The sequence below is a fragment of the Caulobacter sp. FWC2 genome (genome assembly GCF_002742625.1).
Taxonomy (GTDB): domain Bacteria; phylum Pseudomonadota; class Alphaproteobacteria; order Caulobacterales; family Caulobacteraceae; genus Caulobacter.
The window spans coordinates 777,585-792,783 of the sequence record NZ_PEBF01000001.1; the positions used below are offsets into that span (position 1 = coordinate 777,585).

At 69.1% G+C, this 15,199-nt stretch carries 13 protein-coding genes; 8 read left to right on the forward strand and 5 right to left on the reverse strand.

What is annotated here, in order from left to right; all coding sequences use genetic code 11:
• Window positions 1-10: 10 nt before the first annotated feature.
• Genes CSW62_RS03695 through CSW62_RS03705 form a run of 3 tightly spaced genes read right to left on the reverse strand, consistent with a single transcriptional unit; the run spans window position 11 to window position 3,362 of the window.
• Complete coding sequence (locus tag CSW62_RS03695) at window positions 11-1,354, reverse strand: M56 family metallopeptidase (protein WP_099575845.1); 1,344 nt, start codon at window positions 1,352-1,354, stop codon at window positions 11-13.
• A 23-nt stretch (window positions 1,355-1,377) separates the two neighbouring features.
• Window positions 1,378-2,979, reverse strand: a complete 1,602-nt coding sequence (locus CSW62_RS03700; RefSeq protein WP_099575846.1) for a M56 family metallopeptidase — start codon at window positions 2,977-2,979, stop codon at window positions 1,378-1,380.
• On the reverse strand, window positions 2,979-3,362 hold the full coding sequence (locus CSW62_RS03705) for a BlaI/MecI/CopY family transcriptional regulator (RefSeq protein ID WP_099575847.1): 384 nt from the start codon (window positions 3,360-3,362) through the stop codon (window positions 2,979-2,981). Before CSW62_RS03705 ends, CSW62_RS03700 begins: the two co-directional genes overlap by 1 nt.
• 142 nt (window positions 3,363-3,504) lie before the next feature.
• On the opposite strand from CSW62_RS03705, the gene CSW62_RS03710 reads away from it, so the two are divergent.
• Together CSW62_RS03710 and CSW62_RS03715 are read left to right on the forward strand one after the other, a co-directional pair.
• Window positions 3,505-3,987, forward strand: coding sequence for a hypothetical protein (locus CSW62_RS03710; RefSeq protein ID WP_143324326.1), 483 nt, complete (start codon window positions 3,505-3,507; stop codon window positions 3,985-3,987).
• Between the two features lie 65 nt (window positions 3,988-4,052).
• Complete coding sequence (locus tag CSW62_RS03715) at window positions 4,053-5,015, forward strand: bifunctional helix-turn-helix transcriptional regulator/GNAT family N-acetyltransferase (RefSeq protein ID WP_099575849.1); 963 nt, start codon at window positions 4,053-4,055, stop codon at window positions 5,013-5,015.
• Here CSW62_RS03715 and CSW62_RS03720 read toward each other — a convergent pair.
• Together CSW62_RS03720 and CSW62_RS03725 are read right to left on the reverse strand one after the other, a co-directional pair.
• On the reverse strand, window positions 4,948-5,694 hold the full coding sequence (locus CSW62_RS03720) for an EAL domain-containing protein (protein WP_099575850.1): 747 nt from the start codon (window positions 5,692-5,694) through the stop codon (window positions 4,948-4,950). The two genes, CSW62_RS03715 and CSW62_RS03720, sit on opposite strands and share 68 nt — an antisense overlap.
• A 164-nt stretch (window positions 5,695-5,858) precedes the next feature.
• Complete coding sequence (locus CSW62_RS03725; protein ID WP_369827421.1) at window positions 5,859-7,199, reverse strand: aspartate aminotransferase family protein; 1,341 nt, start codon at window positions 7,197-7,199, stop codon at window positions 5,859-5,861.
• Window positions 7,200-7,268: 69 nt separating this feature from the next.
• On the opposite strand from CSW62_RS03725, the gene CSW62_RS03730 reads away from it, so the two are divergent.
• From CSW62_RS03730 to CSW62_RS03755, 6 genes are all read left to right on the forward strand, one after another.
• A complete protein-coding gene (locus tag CSW62_RS03730) occupies window positions 7,269-7,955 on the forward strand; it encodes a GntR family transcriptional regulator (protein WP_099582161.1) in 687 nt (228 codons plus the stop codon).
• Window positions 7,956-8,011: 56 nt separating this feature from the next.
• Window positions 8,012-9,511 carry an aldehyde dehydrogenase gene (locus CSW62_RS03735; protein ID WP_199170704.1) on the forward strand — a complete coding sequence of 500 codons (1,500 nt, stop codon included), beginning with the start codon at window positions 8,012-8,014 and terminating at the stop codon, window positions 9,509-9,511.
• Between the two features lie 7 nt (window positions 9,512-9,518).
• Window positions 9,519-10,973 (forward strand): NAD-dependent succinate-semialdehyde dehydrogenase, encoded by a 1,455-nt coding sequence (locus CSW62_RS03740; RefSeq protein ID WP_099575853.1) that lies wholly within the window; start codon window positions 9,519-9,521, stop codon window positions 10,971-10,973.
• Window positions 10,970-12,331 carry an aspartate aminotransferase family protein gene (locus CSW62_RS03745; protein WP_099575854.1) on the forward strand — a complete coding sequence of 454 codons (1,362 nt, stop codon included), beginning with the start codon at window positions 10,970-10,972 and terminating at the stop codon, window positions 12,329-12,331. The genes CSW62_RS03740 and CSW62_RS03745 overlap by 4 nt, the downstream gene beginning before the upstream one ends.
• 154 nt (window positions 12,332-12,485) lie before the next feature.
• The gene (locus CSW62_RS03750) at window positions 12,486-13,868 is read left to right on the forward strand and encodes a glutamine synthetase family protein (protein WP_099575855.1); all 1,383 of its coding nucleotides are present in this window, start codon (window positions 12,486-12,488) and stop codon (window positions 13,866-13,868) included.
• A 215-nt stretch (window positions 13,869-14,083) separates the two neighbouring features.
• Window positions 14,084-15,178 (forward strand): PotD/PotF family extracellular solute-binding protein, encoded by a 1,095-nt coding sequence (locus tag CSW62_RS03755; RefSeq protein ID WP_099575856.1) that lies wholly within the window; start codon window positions 14,084-14,086, stop codon window positions 15,176-15,178.
• Window positions 15,179-15,199 lie beyond the last annotated feature (21 nt).

A 15,199-nucleotide genomic window follows, 5' to 3' on the forward strand; every position in this document is an offset into this window, starting at 1 on the left:
TGTCCCGAGGCTAGACGCTAGGCTTCATGATGATGTTCAGCGTCACCTGCGAGCGGTCATTGACCATCCGGTTGACGACCTGGACCTGACTGATCGCCCCGCGCGGCAGGGTGGTCGGATCGAAGCCGGGCGGCGGGGTCTGGCCGTTCAGCAGCACGATCGTCGCCGGGGCGCGCAGACGGCCGCGCACCTCGACATTGCCGTGATAGGTGGAGGTCTGGCCGTCAGGAACCTTCAGCCGGCCATTGATCAGCTCGGCGTTGCTCACCCGCACATAGTCCGAGCGGATGTCGACATACTGGCCGCTGGTGTTGTCGGTGATCACGGTGCGGGTGTTGCTGTGCGGCTCGGCCTGCTGGGCCAGGGCGATCGAGGCTCCGGCGGCCAGGGCCATGGCCAGCAGGCCAGCCAGGCCCAGCAGGGTCCGGCGGGCGAAGCTGGCGGGGTCGCGGGGATCGGTGATGGCTGTCAGGCGCATGGCGGTGGGTTTCCTTCCCTTGCCGGTGAAGGCGGGATGCAGGGCGGGCGCGGCGCGGTGGCGCAGCACCTCGATCAGGGTCTCGGCATAGCCGCGACGGTCGGTGGGGCTGGCGCCGTCCAGGGCCAGGGCGTCGCTGAGTTCCTCGCGCACGGCGGCGGCGCGGGCGCGGATCAGCGCGAACGGCGGGACCATCCACAGCAGGCCGCCCAGCAGGTGCTCGAACAGCAGCCGCCAGTTGTCGCCGCGCTTCAGGTGGGCCAGCTCGTGGGCGCAGATCGGCGCCAGGCGCTGGACGTCCAGCCGCGCGACCATGTCGGCGGGCAGCAGGATCGTGGGCGTCGTGAGGCCGGCCAGCATCGGCTGGTCGATGTCGTCGCTGATCTTGACCTCGGGACGGAGGGTGTCGAGGCGGCGAGCGGCGGCGCGGACGGCCAGGGTCAGATCCTGCGAGGCCGGGCGGGCCTTGGCGACGATGTGCTTCAGACGCGCCCGGCCGATCCCCTGCCGCACCCCCGCCACCGCCAGGCCGCCCAGCGCGCCGAGGATCAGGATCGCGCCCGCCGCCTCGACGCCGTCTATGCCCGAGAGGGCCCGGGCCGAGGCCTCGGTCATCGCCGCCCCGGCCGAGGCGACGGTCTTGGAGGCCAAGGCGACCTGGTAGACCGGATCGGTGGCGACCTTCGGCAGGGCCGCGATCCCGACCATCAGGCCCAGCACCGTCGGCGGCAGGGCCACCGCGCGGTTCCAGGCCGTGGCGCGGGTCAAAGGGTCGTCGGTCAGCCGGTCGGCGGCCTTGCCGAGCATCCAGCCCAGCCCGCTGGCCGGCCAGGCGGCGACCAGACCCAGGGCGGCGGAGGCGAAGAGCGCGTTCATGGGGTCACTCCACGAGCTGGCGGTTATTTCTGCGGATCGTTCAGCGTGATGTTGAGGACGGGATCGCCGGCCTTGGCGTTGATCACCTCCAGGCGCCCAATGGCGCCGTCGCGCAGGTCTTGCGGCTGGAACCACGCCGCGGCCCTCACGCCGTTGACGTTCACGACCACGTTCACCGGGTTGATGCGACCCCGGACGGTGACCGAGCCCTGGAAGATCGTCTTGTCTTCCTTCTGGTAGGTCTCCTGCGAGTCCGCCGCGATCTCGATTGGATCCAGTCTCGACTTCCCTGCGGCATTTGGATTGGCGTTCGGGTTCGAGTTCGGGTTGGGGTTGGGGCGGGGATCTGGCGTGGGATTGGGCTGAGGGGTCGGACCCGACGACACGCGCAGCGGAGCCATTGCCGGAGCGGCGGCCGAGGGGAGCGCGGCCATCGGCGCCGCCATGGGGGCCACTGGCGCCAGCGCAGCGGGCGCGGCTTCGGAAGCCGGCGCCGCCTCCGCCGCTGGGGCGGCTTCAGCGGCGGGCGCGGCCTCGGCGGCCACCGCAGCGACGGTCTCGGGCGAAGGCGGCGGGGCGATGCGGCGGGCCTGGTCGGCCAGGGCCAGCGAGCCGGCCCCGGTGGCGGCGGTCAGGGCGCCGCCCAGGGCGAAGACCAGACCCACGCGCAGGGCCGAAGCGCGGCCTCGCGGCTGCAGGATCGCCGACAGGCGCAGGGCGGCCAGGTTGCGGTCGCGGCCGGTAAAGGCCGACTCGAAGGCCAGCTGAGACGAGGGCTGGGCGTTCATCTTCAGGGCCTCCACAAGGGCGCGGGCATAGTCGCGGCGGGCCTCGGGGGCGGCGCCGTCCAGGGCGGTCAGGTCGCAGACGGCCTCGCGGGCGGCCAGCATCCGGCCGCGCAGGGCCTTGACCGGCGGGACCAGCCAGAAGAGGCCGGACAGGGCTTCCTCGGCCGGGATTCGCCAGTTGTCGCCGCGTCGCAGGTGGGCCAGCTCGTGGCCGCAGACCAGCTCCAGCCGGCGGGTGTCGGCGCTCTGCGCCAGCGCCTTGGGCAGCAGGATCACCGGGCGGCGGACGCCGGCCAGCAGCGGCTCGGAGACGGCGGCGCTGATCCGCACGCGCGGCGCGCTGACCCGCAGGCGGCTGGCGCGCAGGCGGACGGCCTCGACCAGAGCCAAGTCCTGACACGGCTCGGCGGCGGCGCGGACCTGGGCCAGACGACGACGGCCCCGGTTCCAGCGCCAGCCGCGTGTCAGAAGGCCGGCGGCCGAGAGCCCCACCAGGCCCCAGGCCAGGCCGTTGATCAGCGCGGGCGAGGGCGACCACGCCTGAACGACCGGCGCCGGTCGAGCGTCGGCGGTCATCTCGACCATGGCCATGCGGACCGGTCCGGGAACGATCGCGGCGGCCGGCGCGGCCGGCTTGATCACCGCAGGGGCGAAGGTCAGGGCCACCGTGGCGGCCAGGGCGCCGGCGGGCAGGGCGTAGGCCAGGCTCCAGGCGGCGGCGCGCGGGCGCGGGTCGTCGGTCAGGCGCTCGACCAGGCGGCCCAGGCCAAAGCCCAGGGCGCCGACGGGCCAGGCGGCGATCAGGCCCAGCGCGGTGGAGGTCAGCAGCGGATGCATCACTTGTCCTCCCCAATGGCCTTAGAGCCTGCGGTGTTGAGCAGGGCTTCCAGTTCCTCGATCTCGGTCTCGGACAGGATCTGGCTGCCGGCGAAGGCCGAGGCGGGCAGGCGGCCGTTGATCTCCAGCAGGCCGCGCAGGCGGTTCAGCACGCCGCCGATCACGTCGACCTTGGCCGTCCGCGCCTCATAGACCGCCAGGCCGTGGACCGAGCGGCGCACCAGCAGGCCCTTGGCCACCATCCGCTCCAGCACGGTGCGGGTGGTCGAGGCGCTCCAGCCCAGCTCGGGCTCGATCAAGCCTTGCGCCTCGCGCGCGCTCATCGCGCCGCCGCGCCAGAAGGCCTTCAGCACTTCCAGTTCCAGGTCGGAGGGTTCGCTCATGGGGTGTCGCCTCAGTGATGTCGCGAGTACGCTACAAATGTCACGAGCTTGCGTCAAGCGTGGTGATCAGTGTTCTCCCGCGTGACAACCGCAGAATTCTGATTTACGCCTGTACTCTTGATTTACATACGTGAGTTTTGGCATGGCGACGGAGCAGGTTCGTATCGGCAAACTGCCCCTGGAAGGGCGGGCGCCAAGTCGGTGGCGCTGGGTGGCGATCGCCCTCGGCTTCGCGGTCCTGATCGGGGTGGGCTTTGAGGTCATGCAGCGCCACGACCGTGCGGTTCAGGCTCAGCGTGACGCGTTCTGGCGCGTCGACGGCCCGCCCTGCCCGCCGCTGGAGCCGCTGATCTTCAAAAGCCTCCGCAGGCTACCCCAGGCCACGCCCTACGACGACGTGTTGTTCCGGCGGCTGGGCGGGACGATGACCTGCACGCATCTGATCGACCGGGCGGGCGGCGCGGCGGTGCGCTATCCGATCTGCAAGTTCAACGCGCCCGACTACCTCGTCGTGTCCATTGGCCGGCGCAATCAGTTCTACGACCTGACCGGAGGTCGGGCGGCCGCGGTCGATGTGAGGGACGGCCAGGTGCGCTGCGCGGTCATCCCGCCTTTCCGGATGTAGGCCCGCTTGCGTCTCCAACAATCTCATAGCAAGCTATATAGCGCGCTATGAAGATGGAGGCGGTTATGGAGAACGATCTGCTGGCGGGGTTTGGCGTGGGGTTCCTGGGCAGCCGGCTGAAGCGGCTGGCCGAGCGGATGCAGGCTGACGCCGCCGAGGTCGCGCGCGCGCTGGATTTGCCGGTGCAGCCGGCCCAGATGTCGCTGCTGATGACCATCCGCCTGCACGGCCCCATCGCCGTGGGCGAGCTGGCCCAGCGGCTGCAACTGGCCCAGCCGACCGTAACCCGCGCCCTCGGGACCCTGGAGCGCGACGGCTTCGTCGAGGCGCGCCGCACGCCGGGCGACGGCCGCTCCAAGCGCTTGGCGCTGACGGCGGCCGGGGAGGCGCTGATGGTCCGGGTTCAGACCGAACTCCTGCCGCGCATCGAGCCCGCCGCCGCCGAACTGGTCGAGGGACTGGAAGGCGATTTCATGCGGGGCCTGGCCAAGGTGGAGGCTCGACTGGACGAGGCTTCGCTGCTGACCCGGATCCAGGCGGCTGGCCCGCCGGCCCTGTGGGCCCGCGACTTCTCCGACGACCTGCAAGAGGCCTTTTACCGGATCAACGCCGAGTGGATTCAGGCCATGTTCGCCCTGGAGGACAACGACATCGCCCTGCTGTCACGGCCGCGCGAGCTGATCCTCGACAAGGGCGGGGTGGTGCTGTTCGCCGAGACGGCGGAGCTGGGCGTGGTCGGAACCTGCGCCCTCATGGTGTCCAAGGACGGCTGGGTCGAGTTGACCAAGATGGGCGTTCTGGAGAGCGCCCGGGGTCTGAAGGTCGGCGAGTTCCTGCTGGCCAAGACCCTGGAGCGCGCCGCCAGCCTGGGCATGGACAAGGTCTATCTGCTGACCAACCGCAAATGCGCCGCGGCCATCCACCTCTACGAGAAGCTGGGCTTCGTCCACGACGCCGAGATCATGCGGACTTTCGGGGCGCGCTATGAGCGTTGCGACGTGGCGATGGCGTATCGGCCGCGAGGCTAGGGGCGGGGACGGCGAGGCCCTCGAGCAGGGGGCGGGCGATCACATAGCCCTGCACCAGCTCGACGCCCAGGTCGCGCAGGACGGCCAGTTCGCCCTCGGTCTCCACGCCTTCGCAGACGGTCGTGACGCCAAGGTCGGTCAGCATGGCCAGCAGGTGCGAGACGATGGCGCGCCGCGCGCGATCGCGGTCGATGTCGCGGATCAGCTCCATGTCCAGCTTGACGATATCGGGCTGGTACTTGGCCAGCAGGTTCAGGCCCGCATAGCCGGCGCCGAAGTCGTCGATCGCGGTCTTGAAGCCCATGGCGCGATAGGTGCGCAGGATGTTGAGTATGTGCTGGGTGTCGAGTTGCTCGTTCTCGGTGAACTCGAAGATCAGCTTGTCCAGCGGGAAGCCCGTGCGCATCGCCGTCGCCAGAGTCAGGCGGATGCAGGCGCGCGGCTCATACACGGCGTTGGGCATGAAGTTGATCGACAGGTGCGCGCCGGTCTCGGCCATGCCTAGGCTGGTCGCCAGCTCGATCGCCTTCACCCGGCACTGCTGGTCGAAGACGTAGCGGTTGTGTTCTGAAACCGTCGACAGCACCGACCCGGCGCCCTCGCCGGCAAGGCCGCGGACCAGGGCCTCGTGGGCGAACACCTGGCCGCTGGCCAGGTTCACGATCGGTTGGAACGCCATCGAAAAGGGCGTTTCGAAATCCTGGCCGTCCCGGCAGCCGCTGCACCCTTTAGTCACGGTCCATCTCCATCGCGATTGCACAGGATGCGCGAGAAGGGTTGAGGTCGGGTTTAGAAGCGTGGCTTTAGAGTATTCCCTTCCTCAAAGAGGATTCAGGGGCGAGCCTAATCCACCCGCGCCAGCACCGACCGGATCGTCTCGACCATCCGGTCGATGTGGCTCTTCTCCAGGATCAGCGGCGGCGACAGGGCGATGATGTCGCCGGTGACGCGGATCAACAGGCCTTCGTCGAAGCAGGTCTCGAACACCTCCATGGCCCGCGCCGTGGCCGCGCCGGGGCGGGGCGAAAGCTCGATCCCGGCGACGAGGCCCAGGTTGCGGATGTCGATGACGTGGCGGGCGTCGGCCAGGCTGTGCATGGCCTCCTGCCAATAGGCCTCCATCGATGCGGCGCGATGGAAGAGGTCGTCCTCCTGATAGGTCTCCAGGGTCGCCAGGCCCGCCGCGCAGGCCAGGGGGTGGGCCGAATAGGTGTAGCCGTGGAAGAGCTCGATCGGCGCGTCGGCGCCCTCGAGCATGGCGTCATAGATCTTGGTCGAGGCCGCTACCGCGCCGCACGGGACAGTGGCGTTGGTCAGGCCTTTGGCCATGCAGATCAGGTCGGGCGTGACGCCGAAGCGGTCGGCGGCGAACGGGGCGGCCAGGCGTCCGAAGCCGGTGATCACCTCGTCGAAGATCAGCAGGATATCGTGCTTGTCGCAGATCGCCCGCAGGCGCTCCAGATAGCCCTTGGGCGGAACCAGAACGCCGGTCGATCCGGCCACGGGCTCGACGATCACCGCGGCGATGTTGGAGGCGTCGTGCAGGGCGACGATCCGCTCCAGCTCGTCGGCCAGGTGCGCGCCGTGTTCGGGCTGGCCCTTGGCGAACTGGTTGCCGGCTACGCCGTGGGTGTGGGGCAGGTGGTCGACGCCGGTCAGCAAGGATCCGAAATACTTGCGGTTGGTGGGGATGCCGCCGACCGAGATGCCGCCGAAGCCGACGCCGTGATAACCGCGCTCGCGCCCGATCAGCCGGGTCTTGGTCCCCTTGCCCCGGCCGCGGTGATAGGCCAGGGCGATCTTCAGGGCGGTGTCGACCGACTCCGAACCGCTGTTGGTGAAGAAGATCCGGTCCAGGCCCTTTGGCGTGATCTGCGCCAGGCGCGAGGCGAACTGGAAGGCCAGAGGGTGGCCCATGTTGAAGCAGGGGGCGTAGTCCATCTCGGCCGCCTGGCGCTGGATGGCCTCGCGGATCTTCGGCCGGTCGTGACCGGCGTTGACGCACCAGAGCCCCGAGGTGGCGTCCAGCACCTCGCGCCCCTCCGGCGTCTTGTAGATCATGCCCTTGGCCGACGAGAGCATCCTCGGATGCGCCTTGAATCGCCGGTTCGGCGTGAACGGCATCCAGAAGGCGTCGAGGTCGTTGGCGCTGGTCATGGGCGGTCCTTCGCGAGAGCCTTGCATTGTGATCGCAATTGAGCCCCTCTCGTAAAGAGAGCTTTTGTGGCGGGGCTTGGAGGCGCGGTGGAAAAGATGGTCCAGACCCGCGTTCCGCTGGCCGACCAGACCGCCGTCCACGACCAGGTCTATGAGGCGATCAGCCAGGCCTTGATCACCGGCCGGATCGCGCCGGGCAAGGGCGTGTCCCTGCGCAGCCTGGCCGCCGAGCTCGGGGTGTCGCCAATGCCGGTGCGCGACGCGGTCCGCCGTCTGGTCGCCGAGCGGGCCCTGGCGATCAACCCGGCCAACAAGCGCCTGTCCGTCCCTTCCCTGACCGCCGACCGCCTTGAGCAGCTTTCCATGGCCCGCCTGTGGGTCGAGCCGGAGCTGGCCGCCAGAGCCGTCGCGAGCGCCGCCGAAAAGGCCGACGCCGGCCTTGTGCGCCAACTTCAGGCCATCGACGCCGATGTCGACGAGGCCCTGCGGCTGGGCGATGTCGACCGCTACATGACCGCCAACCACGCCTTCCACTTCGCCCTGTACGAGCGGGCGGGGGCGGAGGTGCTGTTGTCGATGGCCGGCGGCCTGTGGCTGCAGGTCGGTCCGTTCATGCGGGTGGTGTTCGGTCGGGTCGGGGCCGACGGCCTAGTCGCGGATCGCCACGCCGAGGCCATCGACGCCCTGAAGGCCGGCGACGCGGACGGCGCCCGCCGCGCCATAGCCGCTGACCTGTCCGAAGGCATGGAAAAGATGCGCGTCGCGGTAGACGCGGCCCCATAAAGTCAGATGCTTGACACTTCCGGTGGTCAGGCAAACTGTGATCACAATCAGTACGGATATCCCGCGTGACCTTGCCCGCCGACATTGCCGAGCGTCTCGCCCGACTGGAGCTGCCCTGCCTGGCGGTGATCGACGGCGCGCGGGTCGAGGCCGTCACGGGCGCGACCTTCCACAATGTCTCGCCGCGCGATGGCCAGGTGCTGAACCTGGTGGTCGCCTGCCAGAGCGAGGACGTGGCCCTGGCCGTGTTCAGCGCCCGCACGGCGTTCGAGGACGGCCGTTGGCGCGACCAGGGGCCGCGCCAGAAGAAGAAGGTGCTGTTCCGCTTGGCCGAACTGATGGAGCGGGACGCCGAGGATCTGGCCCTGCTGGAGAGCCTGGACGTCGGCAAGCCGATCAGCGACGCCCGCAATGTCGATATCCCGCTCGCGATCAACACCTGCCGTTGGTACGCCGAGGCGCTGGACAAGGTGTATGGCGAGGTCGGGGCCTCGCCCGCCGACCGCCTGAGCTACGCGGTCCACGAACCGCTGGGCGTGATCGGGGCGATCGTGCCGTGGAACTTCCCGCTGCACATGGCGATGTGGAAGGTCGCGCCGGCCCTGGCCATGGGCAATTCGGTGGTGCTGAAGCCCGCCGAGCAGTCGCCGCTGACCGCCCTGAAGCTGGGCGAGCTGGCCCTGGAAGCAGGGCTCCCGGCAGGGGTGCTCAACGTGGTTCCGGGTCTGGGCGGCGAGGCGGGCGAGGCGCTGGCGCTGTCCAAGGACGTCGACATGATCGCCTTCACCGGCTCGGGTCCCGTGGGCCGCAAGCTGATGGAATATTCCGCCCGCTCGAACCTGAAGCGGGTCAGCCTGGAGCTGGGCGGCAAGTCGCCCCAGATCGTCTTCGCCGACTGTCCCGACCTGGACGCCGCCGCCCAGGCCGCCGCCTGGGGCGTGTTCTATAACCAGGGCGAGGTCTGCACCGCCGCCTCGCGCCTGCTGGTCGAGGCCTCGATCAAGGACGAATTCCTGGAGAAGGTCGTGGCCGTGGCCAAGGGCATGGTCGTCGGCGATCCTCTGAATCCGGCCACCCAGTTCGGGGCCATGGTCAGCGAGCGGCAGATGAACACCGCGCTCGACTACATCGCCACCGCTGACAGCCAGGGCGCGCGCCGCGTGCTGGGCGGCCAGCGCATCCGCCGCGAGACCGGCGGGTTCTATGTCGAGCCGACCATCTTCGACCGCCTGGAAGCCGACCACACCCTGGCCCGCGAGGAGGTGTTCGGTCCCGTGCTGGGGGTGATCAGCTTCAAGTCCGAGGACGAGGCGCTGCAACTGGCCAACGACACCGTCTATGGCCTGGCCGCCGGCCTGTGGACGTCCGACATCAACCGCGCCCTGCGCGGCGCGCGCCGGCTGAAGGCGGGGCTGGTCTGGATCAACGGCTGGGACGCCTGCGACATCACCATGCCGTTCGGCGGCTTCAAGCAGTCGGGCTTTGGCCGCGACCGCAGCCTTCATGCGTTGCACAAGTACGCCGACCTGAAGTCGGTGTCCGTGACGTTGAGGTAGCCCGCTCATGACCCATTCTTCCCGCCTGAATCTCGTTGAAACCGAAGCCTTCATCGACGGCCTGTGGATCGAGGGCGACGCGACCTTCGAGGTGCTGAATCCGGCCGACGGGACGGTGATCGCCAACGTGGCCGACCTGGGCGGCGGCGAGACGCGGGTGGCCATCGAGGCCGCTCACCGCGCCTTCCCGACCTGGGCCGCCAAGACCGCCAAGGAACGCGGGGCGATCCTCCGCCGGTGGAGCGACCTTATGCTCGCCCACGCCGACGACCTGGCCCGGCTGATGACGGCCGAGCAGGGCAAGCCGCTGGCGGAGTCGAAGGGCGAGGTCGCCTATGGCGCGGCATTCATCGACTGGTTCGCCGACGAGGCCAAGCGCGCCTACGGCCACACCATCCCGACCCCGATGCCGGGCAAGCGCCTGGTCTCGATCAAGCAACCGGTGGGCGTGTGCGCGGCGATCGCGCCGTGGAACTTTCCGATCGCCATGATCACCCGCAAGGTCGGGCCGGCCCTGGCCTCGGGCTGCACGGTGGTGGTCAAGCCGGCCGCCGAGACGCCGCTGTGCGCCCTGGCCATCGCCCGGCTGGCGGTCGAGGCGGGCGTGCCGGCCGGGGTGCTGAACGTCGTCACCGGCAAGGATTCCAGCGCCATCGGCAAGGCCCTGTGCGAGGACAGCCGGGTGCGCAAGCTGTCGTTCACCGGCTCGACCCCGATCGGAAAACTCCTCTACGCCCAATGCGCCGGCACGATGAAGAAGCTCAGCCTGGAGCTGGGCGGCAACGCGCCCTTCATCGTCTTCGACGACGCCGACCTGGAGGCCGCCGTCGACGGCGCGATCGCCAGCAAGTACCGCAACACCGGCCAGACCTGCGTCTGCGCCAACCGGCTGATCGTGCAGTCGGGCATCCACGACGCCTTCGCCGCGCGGCTCGCCGAGAAGGTCGCGGCGCTGAAGGTTGGTCCAGGCACGGGCGACGGCGTCCAGATCGGTCCGCTGATCAACGACAAGGCGCTGTGCAAGGTCGACCGGCTGGTGACGGAGGCTGTCCGTGACGGGGCCAAGGTGCTGACCGGCGGCGACCTGCACGGCCTGGGCGGCCTGTTCTACATGCCGACGGTGCTGGTCGACGCCACGCCGGACATGGCGCTGTTCCAGGAGGAGATCTTCGGCCCGGTCGCCCCGATCGTGAAGTTCGAGACCGAAGCCGAGGCCATCGAGCTGGCCAACGCCACGCCGTTCGGCCTGGCGTCCTACTTCTACAGCCGCGACGTCGGCCGCTGCTGGCGGGTGGCCGAGGCCATCGAGGCCGGCATGGTCGGCATCAACGAAGGCCTGATCTCGACCGAGGTCGCGCCGTTCGGCGGGGTCAAGGAGTCGGGCCTGGGCCGCGAAGGCTCGTCCGAGGGGGTGGACGAGTATCTGGAGACCAAATATCTGTGCTTTGGCGGGGTGGGATGATCGCCGAACTCACCCGCACGCTCCCCGACCTGCTCGCCAGCGAACGCAGCCGCTTCCTCGCCGAGCACCCGCGCTCGATCGCCATGGCCAAGGCCGCCTCGGCGGTCTGGCGCGGCGGGGCGCCGATGCACTGGATGAACGACTGGGCTTCCCCAAGCCCGATCTTCGCGGCGCAAGGCGTCGGGGCCCAGGTCACCGATGTCGACGGCAAGCTCTATGACGACTTCTGCCTGGGCGACACGCCGGCCATGTTCGGGCACGGCGACGCCTCGGTGGCGGCCGCCGTCGCCGACCAGATCAAGCGCGGGGCGGGGTTCATGCTGCCGACCGCCTCGGCGGTGATCGTCGGCAAGCTGCTGGCCGAGCGCTTCGGCCTGCCGCTGTGGCAGACGGCGACCACGGCCAGCGACGCCAATCGCGCGGCGATCCGCTGGGCGCGGGCGGTGACGCAGCGGCCGGTCGTGCTGGTGTTCGACGGCTGCTACCACGGCATGGTCGAGGACGCCTTCGTGGTGCTGAAGGACGGCGCTGCGGCGATGAAGCCCGGCCTGCTGGGCCAGGTCCACGACCTGACGGCCACCACCCGCGTCGTGCCGTTCAACGATCTCGAAGCCCTGCGGGCCGCGCTCGCGCCGGGCGATGTCGCCGCCGTGCTGGCCGAGCCGGTGATGACCAACTGCGGCATGATCCTGCCCGAGCCCGGCTTCCATGACGCCCTGCGCAAACTCACCCGTGACGCCGGGACGCTGCTGATCATCGACGAGACCCACACGATCTCGACCGGACCCGGCGGCTACATCAAGGCCTATGGCCTGGAGCCCGACGTCTTCGTGCTGGGCAAGGCCGTCGCCGGCGGCGTGCCGGCCGCCGTCTGGGGCGTCACCGCCGAACTCTCGACGCGGATGGACGAGGCGCAGCTGCGGATCGGTCCGGGCCAGTCGGGCATCGGCACCACGCTGTCGGGCAATGCGCTCGCCATGGCCGCCATGCGGGCCATGCTGTCCGAGGTGATGACCGACGCGGCCTATGCCAAGATGCTGGCCGGGGCCGAGCGACTGGTCGCGGGTCTGAAGGCCGTGATCGCCGCGCGCCGCCTGCCGTGGTCGGTGGCTCACGTCGGCGCCCGGGTGGAGCTGGTCTTCGCCGATCCTCCGCCGAAGAATGCCGCCCAGATGCGGAAAGTGCTGGACCATGAGGCGGTGGAAGCGCTGCACTTGTGGCTGATCAACCGGGGCGTCCTGATCGCGCCCTTCCACAACATGATGCTGGTTTCGCCCGTCACCGACGACGCCGCGATCGACCGGCTGGTCGCGGCCGTGGACGGCTTTGCGATCGCGATGGGGGAGCACGACGCATGAAGGTTATTCACTTGCCCTCCCCCTTGGATGGGGGAGGGGCAGGGGTGGGGGTGAAACGGTCAGCGGGCTTCGGCTCGGCCGCGCCACATCCTGAACCTCTGTCACCCCCATCCCCGACCCTTCCCCCATCGAGGGGGAAGGGGGAGTTCTCCGCATGACCGCCGCCGTAGCCGATATCCAGGAATGCCGCGATTTCCTCGCCGCCAACCCGCAGGTGAAGTTCGTCGAGGTGTTCTTCACTAGCATGACCGGCGTGCCGCGCGGCAAGCGACTTCGGGTGCATGAGCTGGAGGCGATCTACGAATATGGCCGCTTCCTGCCGGGCTCGGTGCTGGTGGTCGACACCAACGGCGCCGACTGCGAGGACACCGGTCTCGTTTGGGAGGACGGCGACGCCGACCGCCGCGCGCGGCCCGTGCCCGGCACGCTGACCCTGGCGCCCTGGCTGGGTCCCGATGTCGCCCAGGTCATGCTGTCGATGTACGAACTGGACGGGACGCCCAACGACCTCGACCCGCGCCACGTGCTGCAACGGGTGCTGGACCGCTACGCCGCCGATGGCCTGACGCCGGTCGCCGCGTGCGAGCTGGAATACTACCTCGTCGACCTGCAGCGCGGCCCGAACGGCGAGCTGCAGCCGGCCAAGTCGATGCAGACAGGCCTGCGCCCCACGGGCATCCAGGTCTACGGCCTGCCCGAGCTGGAGGCCCACGCCCCGTTCCTGCGCGAGCTGTGGGACACCGCCGACGTGCTGGGCGTGCCGCTGGAAGGCGCGATCTCGGAGTTCGCCCCGGGCCAGGTCGAGCTGACCCTGAAGCACAAGCCCGACGCCCTGCGCGCGGCCGACGACGCGGTGCTCTACAAGCGCGCCGCCAAGGGCGTGGCCTTGCGCCATGGCTGCGAGGCGACCTTCATGGCCAAGCCTTGGGCGGAGCGGGCCGGCAACGGCTTCCACGTCCATCTCAGCGTCAATGACGCGGACGGAAACAACCTGTGCGCCGCCGAGGATCTGGAAGGCTCGCCGCTGCTGAAGCAGGCCATCGCCGGCATGAAGGTGCTGCTGGGCGAGGGCATGGCCATCCTGGCGCCGAACGCCAACAGCTATCGCCGCTTCAAGGCCAACAGCTACGCGCCTGTCGCCCCGACCTGGGGCGTCAACAACCGCACGGTGTCCTTGCGCGTGCCGGCCGGTCCGCCCAAGACCCGCCACGTGGAGCACCGCGTCGCCGGGGCCGACGGCAATCCGTATCTCGTGATGGCGGTGCTGCTGGCCAGCGCCCACCACGGCATCGCCAACAAGCTCGATCCCGGCCCGGCGGTGGTCGGCGACGGCTACGCGGCGGCGGCCAAGGAGAACATCCGGCTGCCGTCCAACTGGTTCGCGGCGGTCGACCTTTTCGAGAAATCCGAGGTCCTGCGCGACTATCTCGGCGACCGGTTCGTGGACATGTTCGTCTCGGTCAAGCGCACGGAACAGGCGCGCTTCTTCGAGGTCGTCACCGAACTCGATTTCGACTGGTACCTCCGCAACGCCTGATGGTGGTGTGGTGAATAGGGTTTCTCCCTTCCCCCTCTGATGGGGGAAGGGTTGGGGATGGGGGTGACAGCGGTTCAGGATGTGGCGCGAGCAGAGCGCTACCGGCCGACCGTGTCACCCCCACCCCTGCCCCTCCCCCATCCAAGGGGGAGGGATCTAGATTGTGCAGCGGTCGTGATGTCCGTCATCGGACGTCCTAGAGGGAGATAGGGACCATGAGCACCATCACTCAGAGAGGCGCGAACCGGCGCTCGCTTCTGACGGCCTTCGGGGCGGCGGCCATCGGCCTGTCGTTCACGGCCTGCGGCGAGAAACCCAAGGCGGCCGGCGCGAACGGCGAAGAGCCCAAGCTGAACTTCTACAACTGGGACACCTATATCGGCGAGACCACGCTGGGCGACTTCAAGAAGGCGACCGGCGTCGACGTGAACATGAGCCTGTTCGCGACCAACGATGAGTTGTTCGCCAAGCTCAAGGCGGGCAATCCGGGCTTCGACGTGATCGTGCCGTCGAACGAGTTCGTCACCCGCATGGGCCAGGCCGGCATGCTCGAGGTGCTGGATCACGCCAAGATCCCGAACATGAAGAACCTGGATCCGTCGTTCCTGAACCCGGACTTCGACCCGGGCCGGAAATACTCGATGCCCTACACCTGGCTGCTGCTGGGCATCGGCTATCGCAAGAGCAAGGTCCAGGGCGTGCCCGACAGCTGGAAGTGGCTGTTCGACAGCGACAAGTACAAGGGCCGCATCGCCCTGCTGTCGGAAAGCGCCGACCTGGTGCGCCTGTCGGCCAAGTATCTGGGCCACAGCGTCAACGACATCCCCGCCGACATGCTGCCGAAGATCGAGCAGATGCTGATCAAGCAGAAGCCGTTCGTGAAGGCCTTCCACGACGACAACGGCCAGGACCTGCTGGTCTCGGGCGAGGTCGACCTGGTGCTGGAATATAATGGCGACATCGCCCAGGTGATGAAGGACGATCCGGACCTCGACTTCGTGGTGCCCAAGGAAGGCAGCTTGATCAACAGCGACACCCTGTGCATCCCGAAGGGCGCGCCGCGGCCCAACAACGCCCACGCCTTCATCAACTATCTGCTGGACGCCCAGGCGGGGGCCGAGATCACCAAGACGATCCTCTACCCGACCCCCAACGCGGCGGCCAAGGCGCTGATGCCGGAGAGCTACCGCGAGAACAAGGTGATCTTCCCGCCCGCCGACGTGATGGCCAAGTGCGAGTACGGCGCCTTCGAAGGGGCCGAGAAGGCCAGCCTGTACGAGGAAATCATCACGCGGGTGCGGGCGGCTTAGGCATAGCGCCCTTCCCCCTTG

What these genes read in the sequence shown, in the direction of transcription:
- CSW62_RS03695 (WP_099575845.1), bottom strand. Translation starts at nt 1,354, where the DNA reads ATGAACGCGCTCTTCGCCTCCGCCGCCCTGGGTCTGGTCGCCGCCTGG.
- CSW62_RS03700 (WP_099575846.1), bottom strand. Translation starts at nt 2,979, where the DNA reads ATGCATCCGCTGCTGACCTCCACCGCGCTGGGCCTGATCGCCGCCTGG.
- CSW62_RS03705 (WP_099575847.1), bottom strand. Translation starts at nt 3,362, where the DNA reads ATGAGCGAACCCTCCGACCTGGAACTGGAAGTGCTGAAGGCCTTCTGG.
- CSW62_RS03710 (WP_143324326.1), top strand. Translation starts at nt 3,505, where the DNA reads ATGGCGACGGAGCAGGTTCGTATCGGCAAACTGCCCCTGGAAGGGCGG.
- CSW62_RS03715 (WP_099575849.1), top strand. Translation starts at nt 4,053, where the DNA reads ATGGAGAACGATCTGCTGGCGGGGTTTGGCGTGGGGTTCCTGGGCAGC.
- CSW62_RS03720 (WP_099575850.1), bottom strand. Translation starts at nt 5,694, where the DNA reads ATGGCGTTCCAACCGATCGTGAACCTGGCCAGCGGCCAGGTGTTCGCC.
- CSW62_RS03725 (WP_369827421.1), bottom strand. Translation starts at nt 7,199, where the DNA reads ATGCAAGGCTCTCGCGAAGGACCGCCCATGACCAGCGCCAACGACCTC.
- CSW62_RS03730 (WP_099582161.1), top strand. Translation starts at nt 7,269, where the DNA reads ATGGTCCAGACCCGCGTTCCGCTGGCCGACCAGACCGCCGTCCACGAC.
- CSW62_RS03740 (WP_099575853.1), top strand. Translation starts at nt 9,519, where the DNA reads ATGACCCATTCTTCCCGCCTGAATCTCGTTGAAACCGAAGCCTTCATC.
- CSW62_RS03745 (WP_099575854.1), top strand. Translation starts at nt 10,970, where the DNA reads ATGATCGCCGAACTCACCCGCACGCTCCCCGACCTGCTCGCCAGCGAA.
- CSW62_RS03750 (WP_099575855.1), top strand. Translation starts at nt 12,486, where the DNA reads ATGACCGCCGCCGTAGCCGATATCCAGGAATGCCGCGATTTCCTCGCC.
- CSW62_RS03755 (WP_099575856.1), top strand. Translation starts at nt 14,084, where the DNA reads ATGAGCACCATCACTCAGAGAGGCGCGAACCGGCGCTCGCTTCTGACG.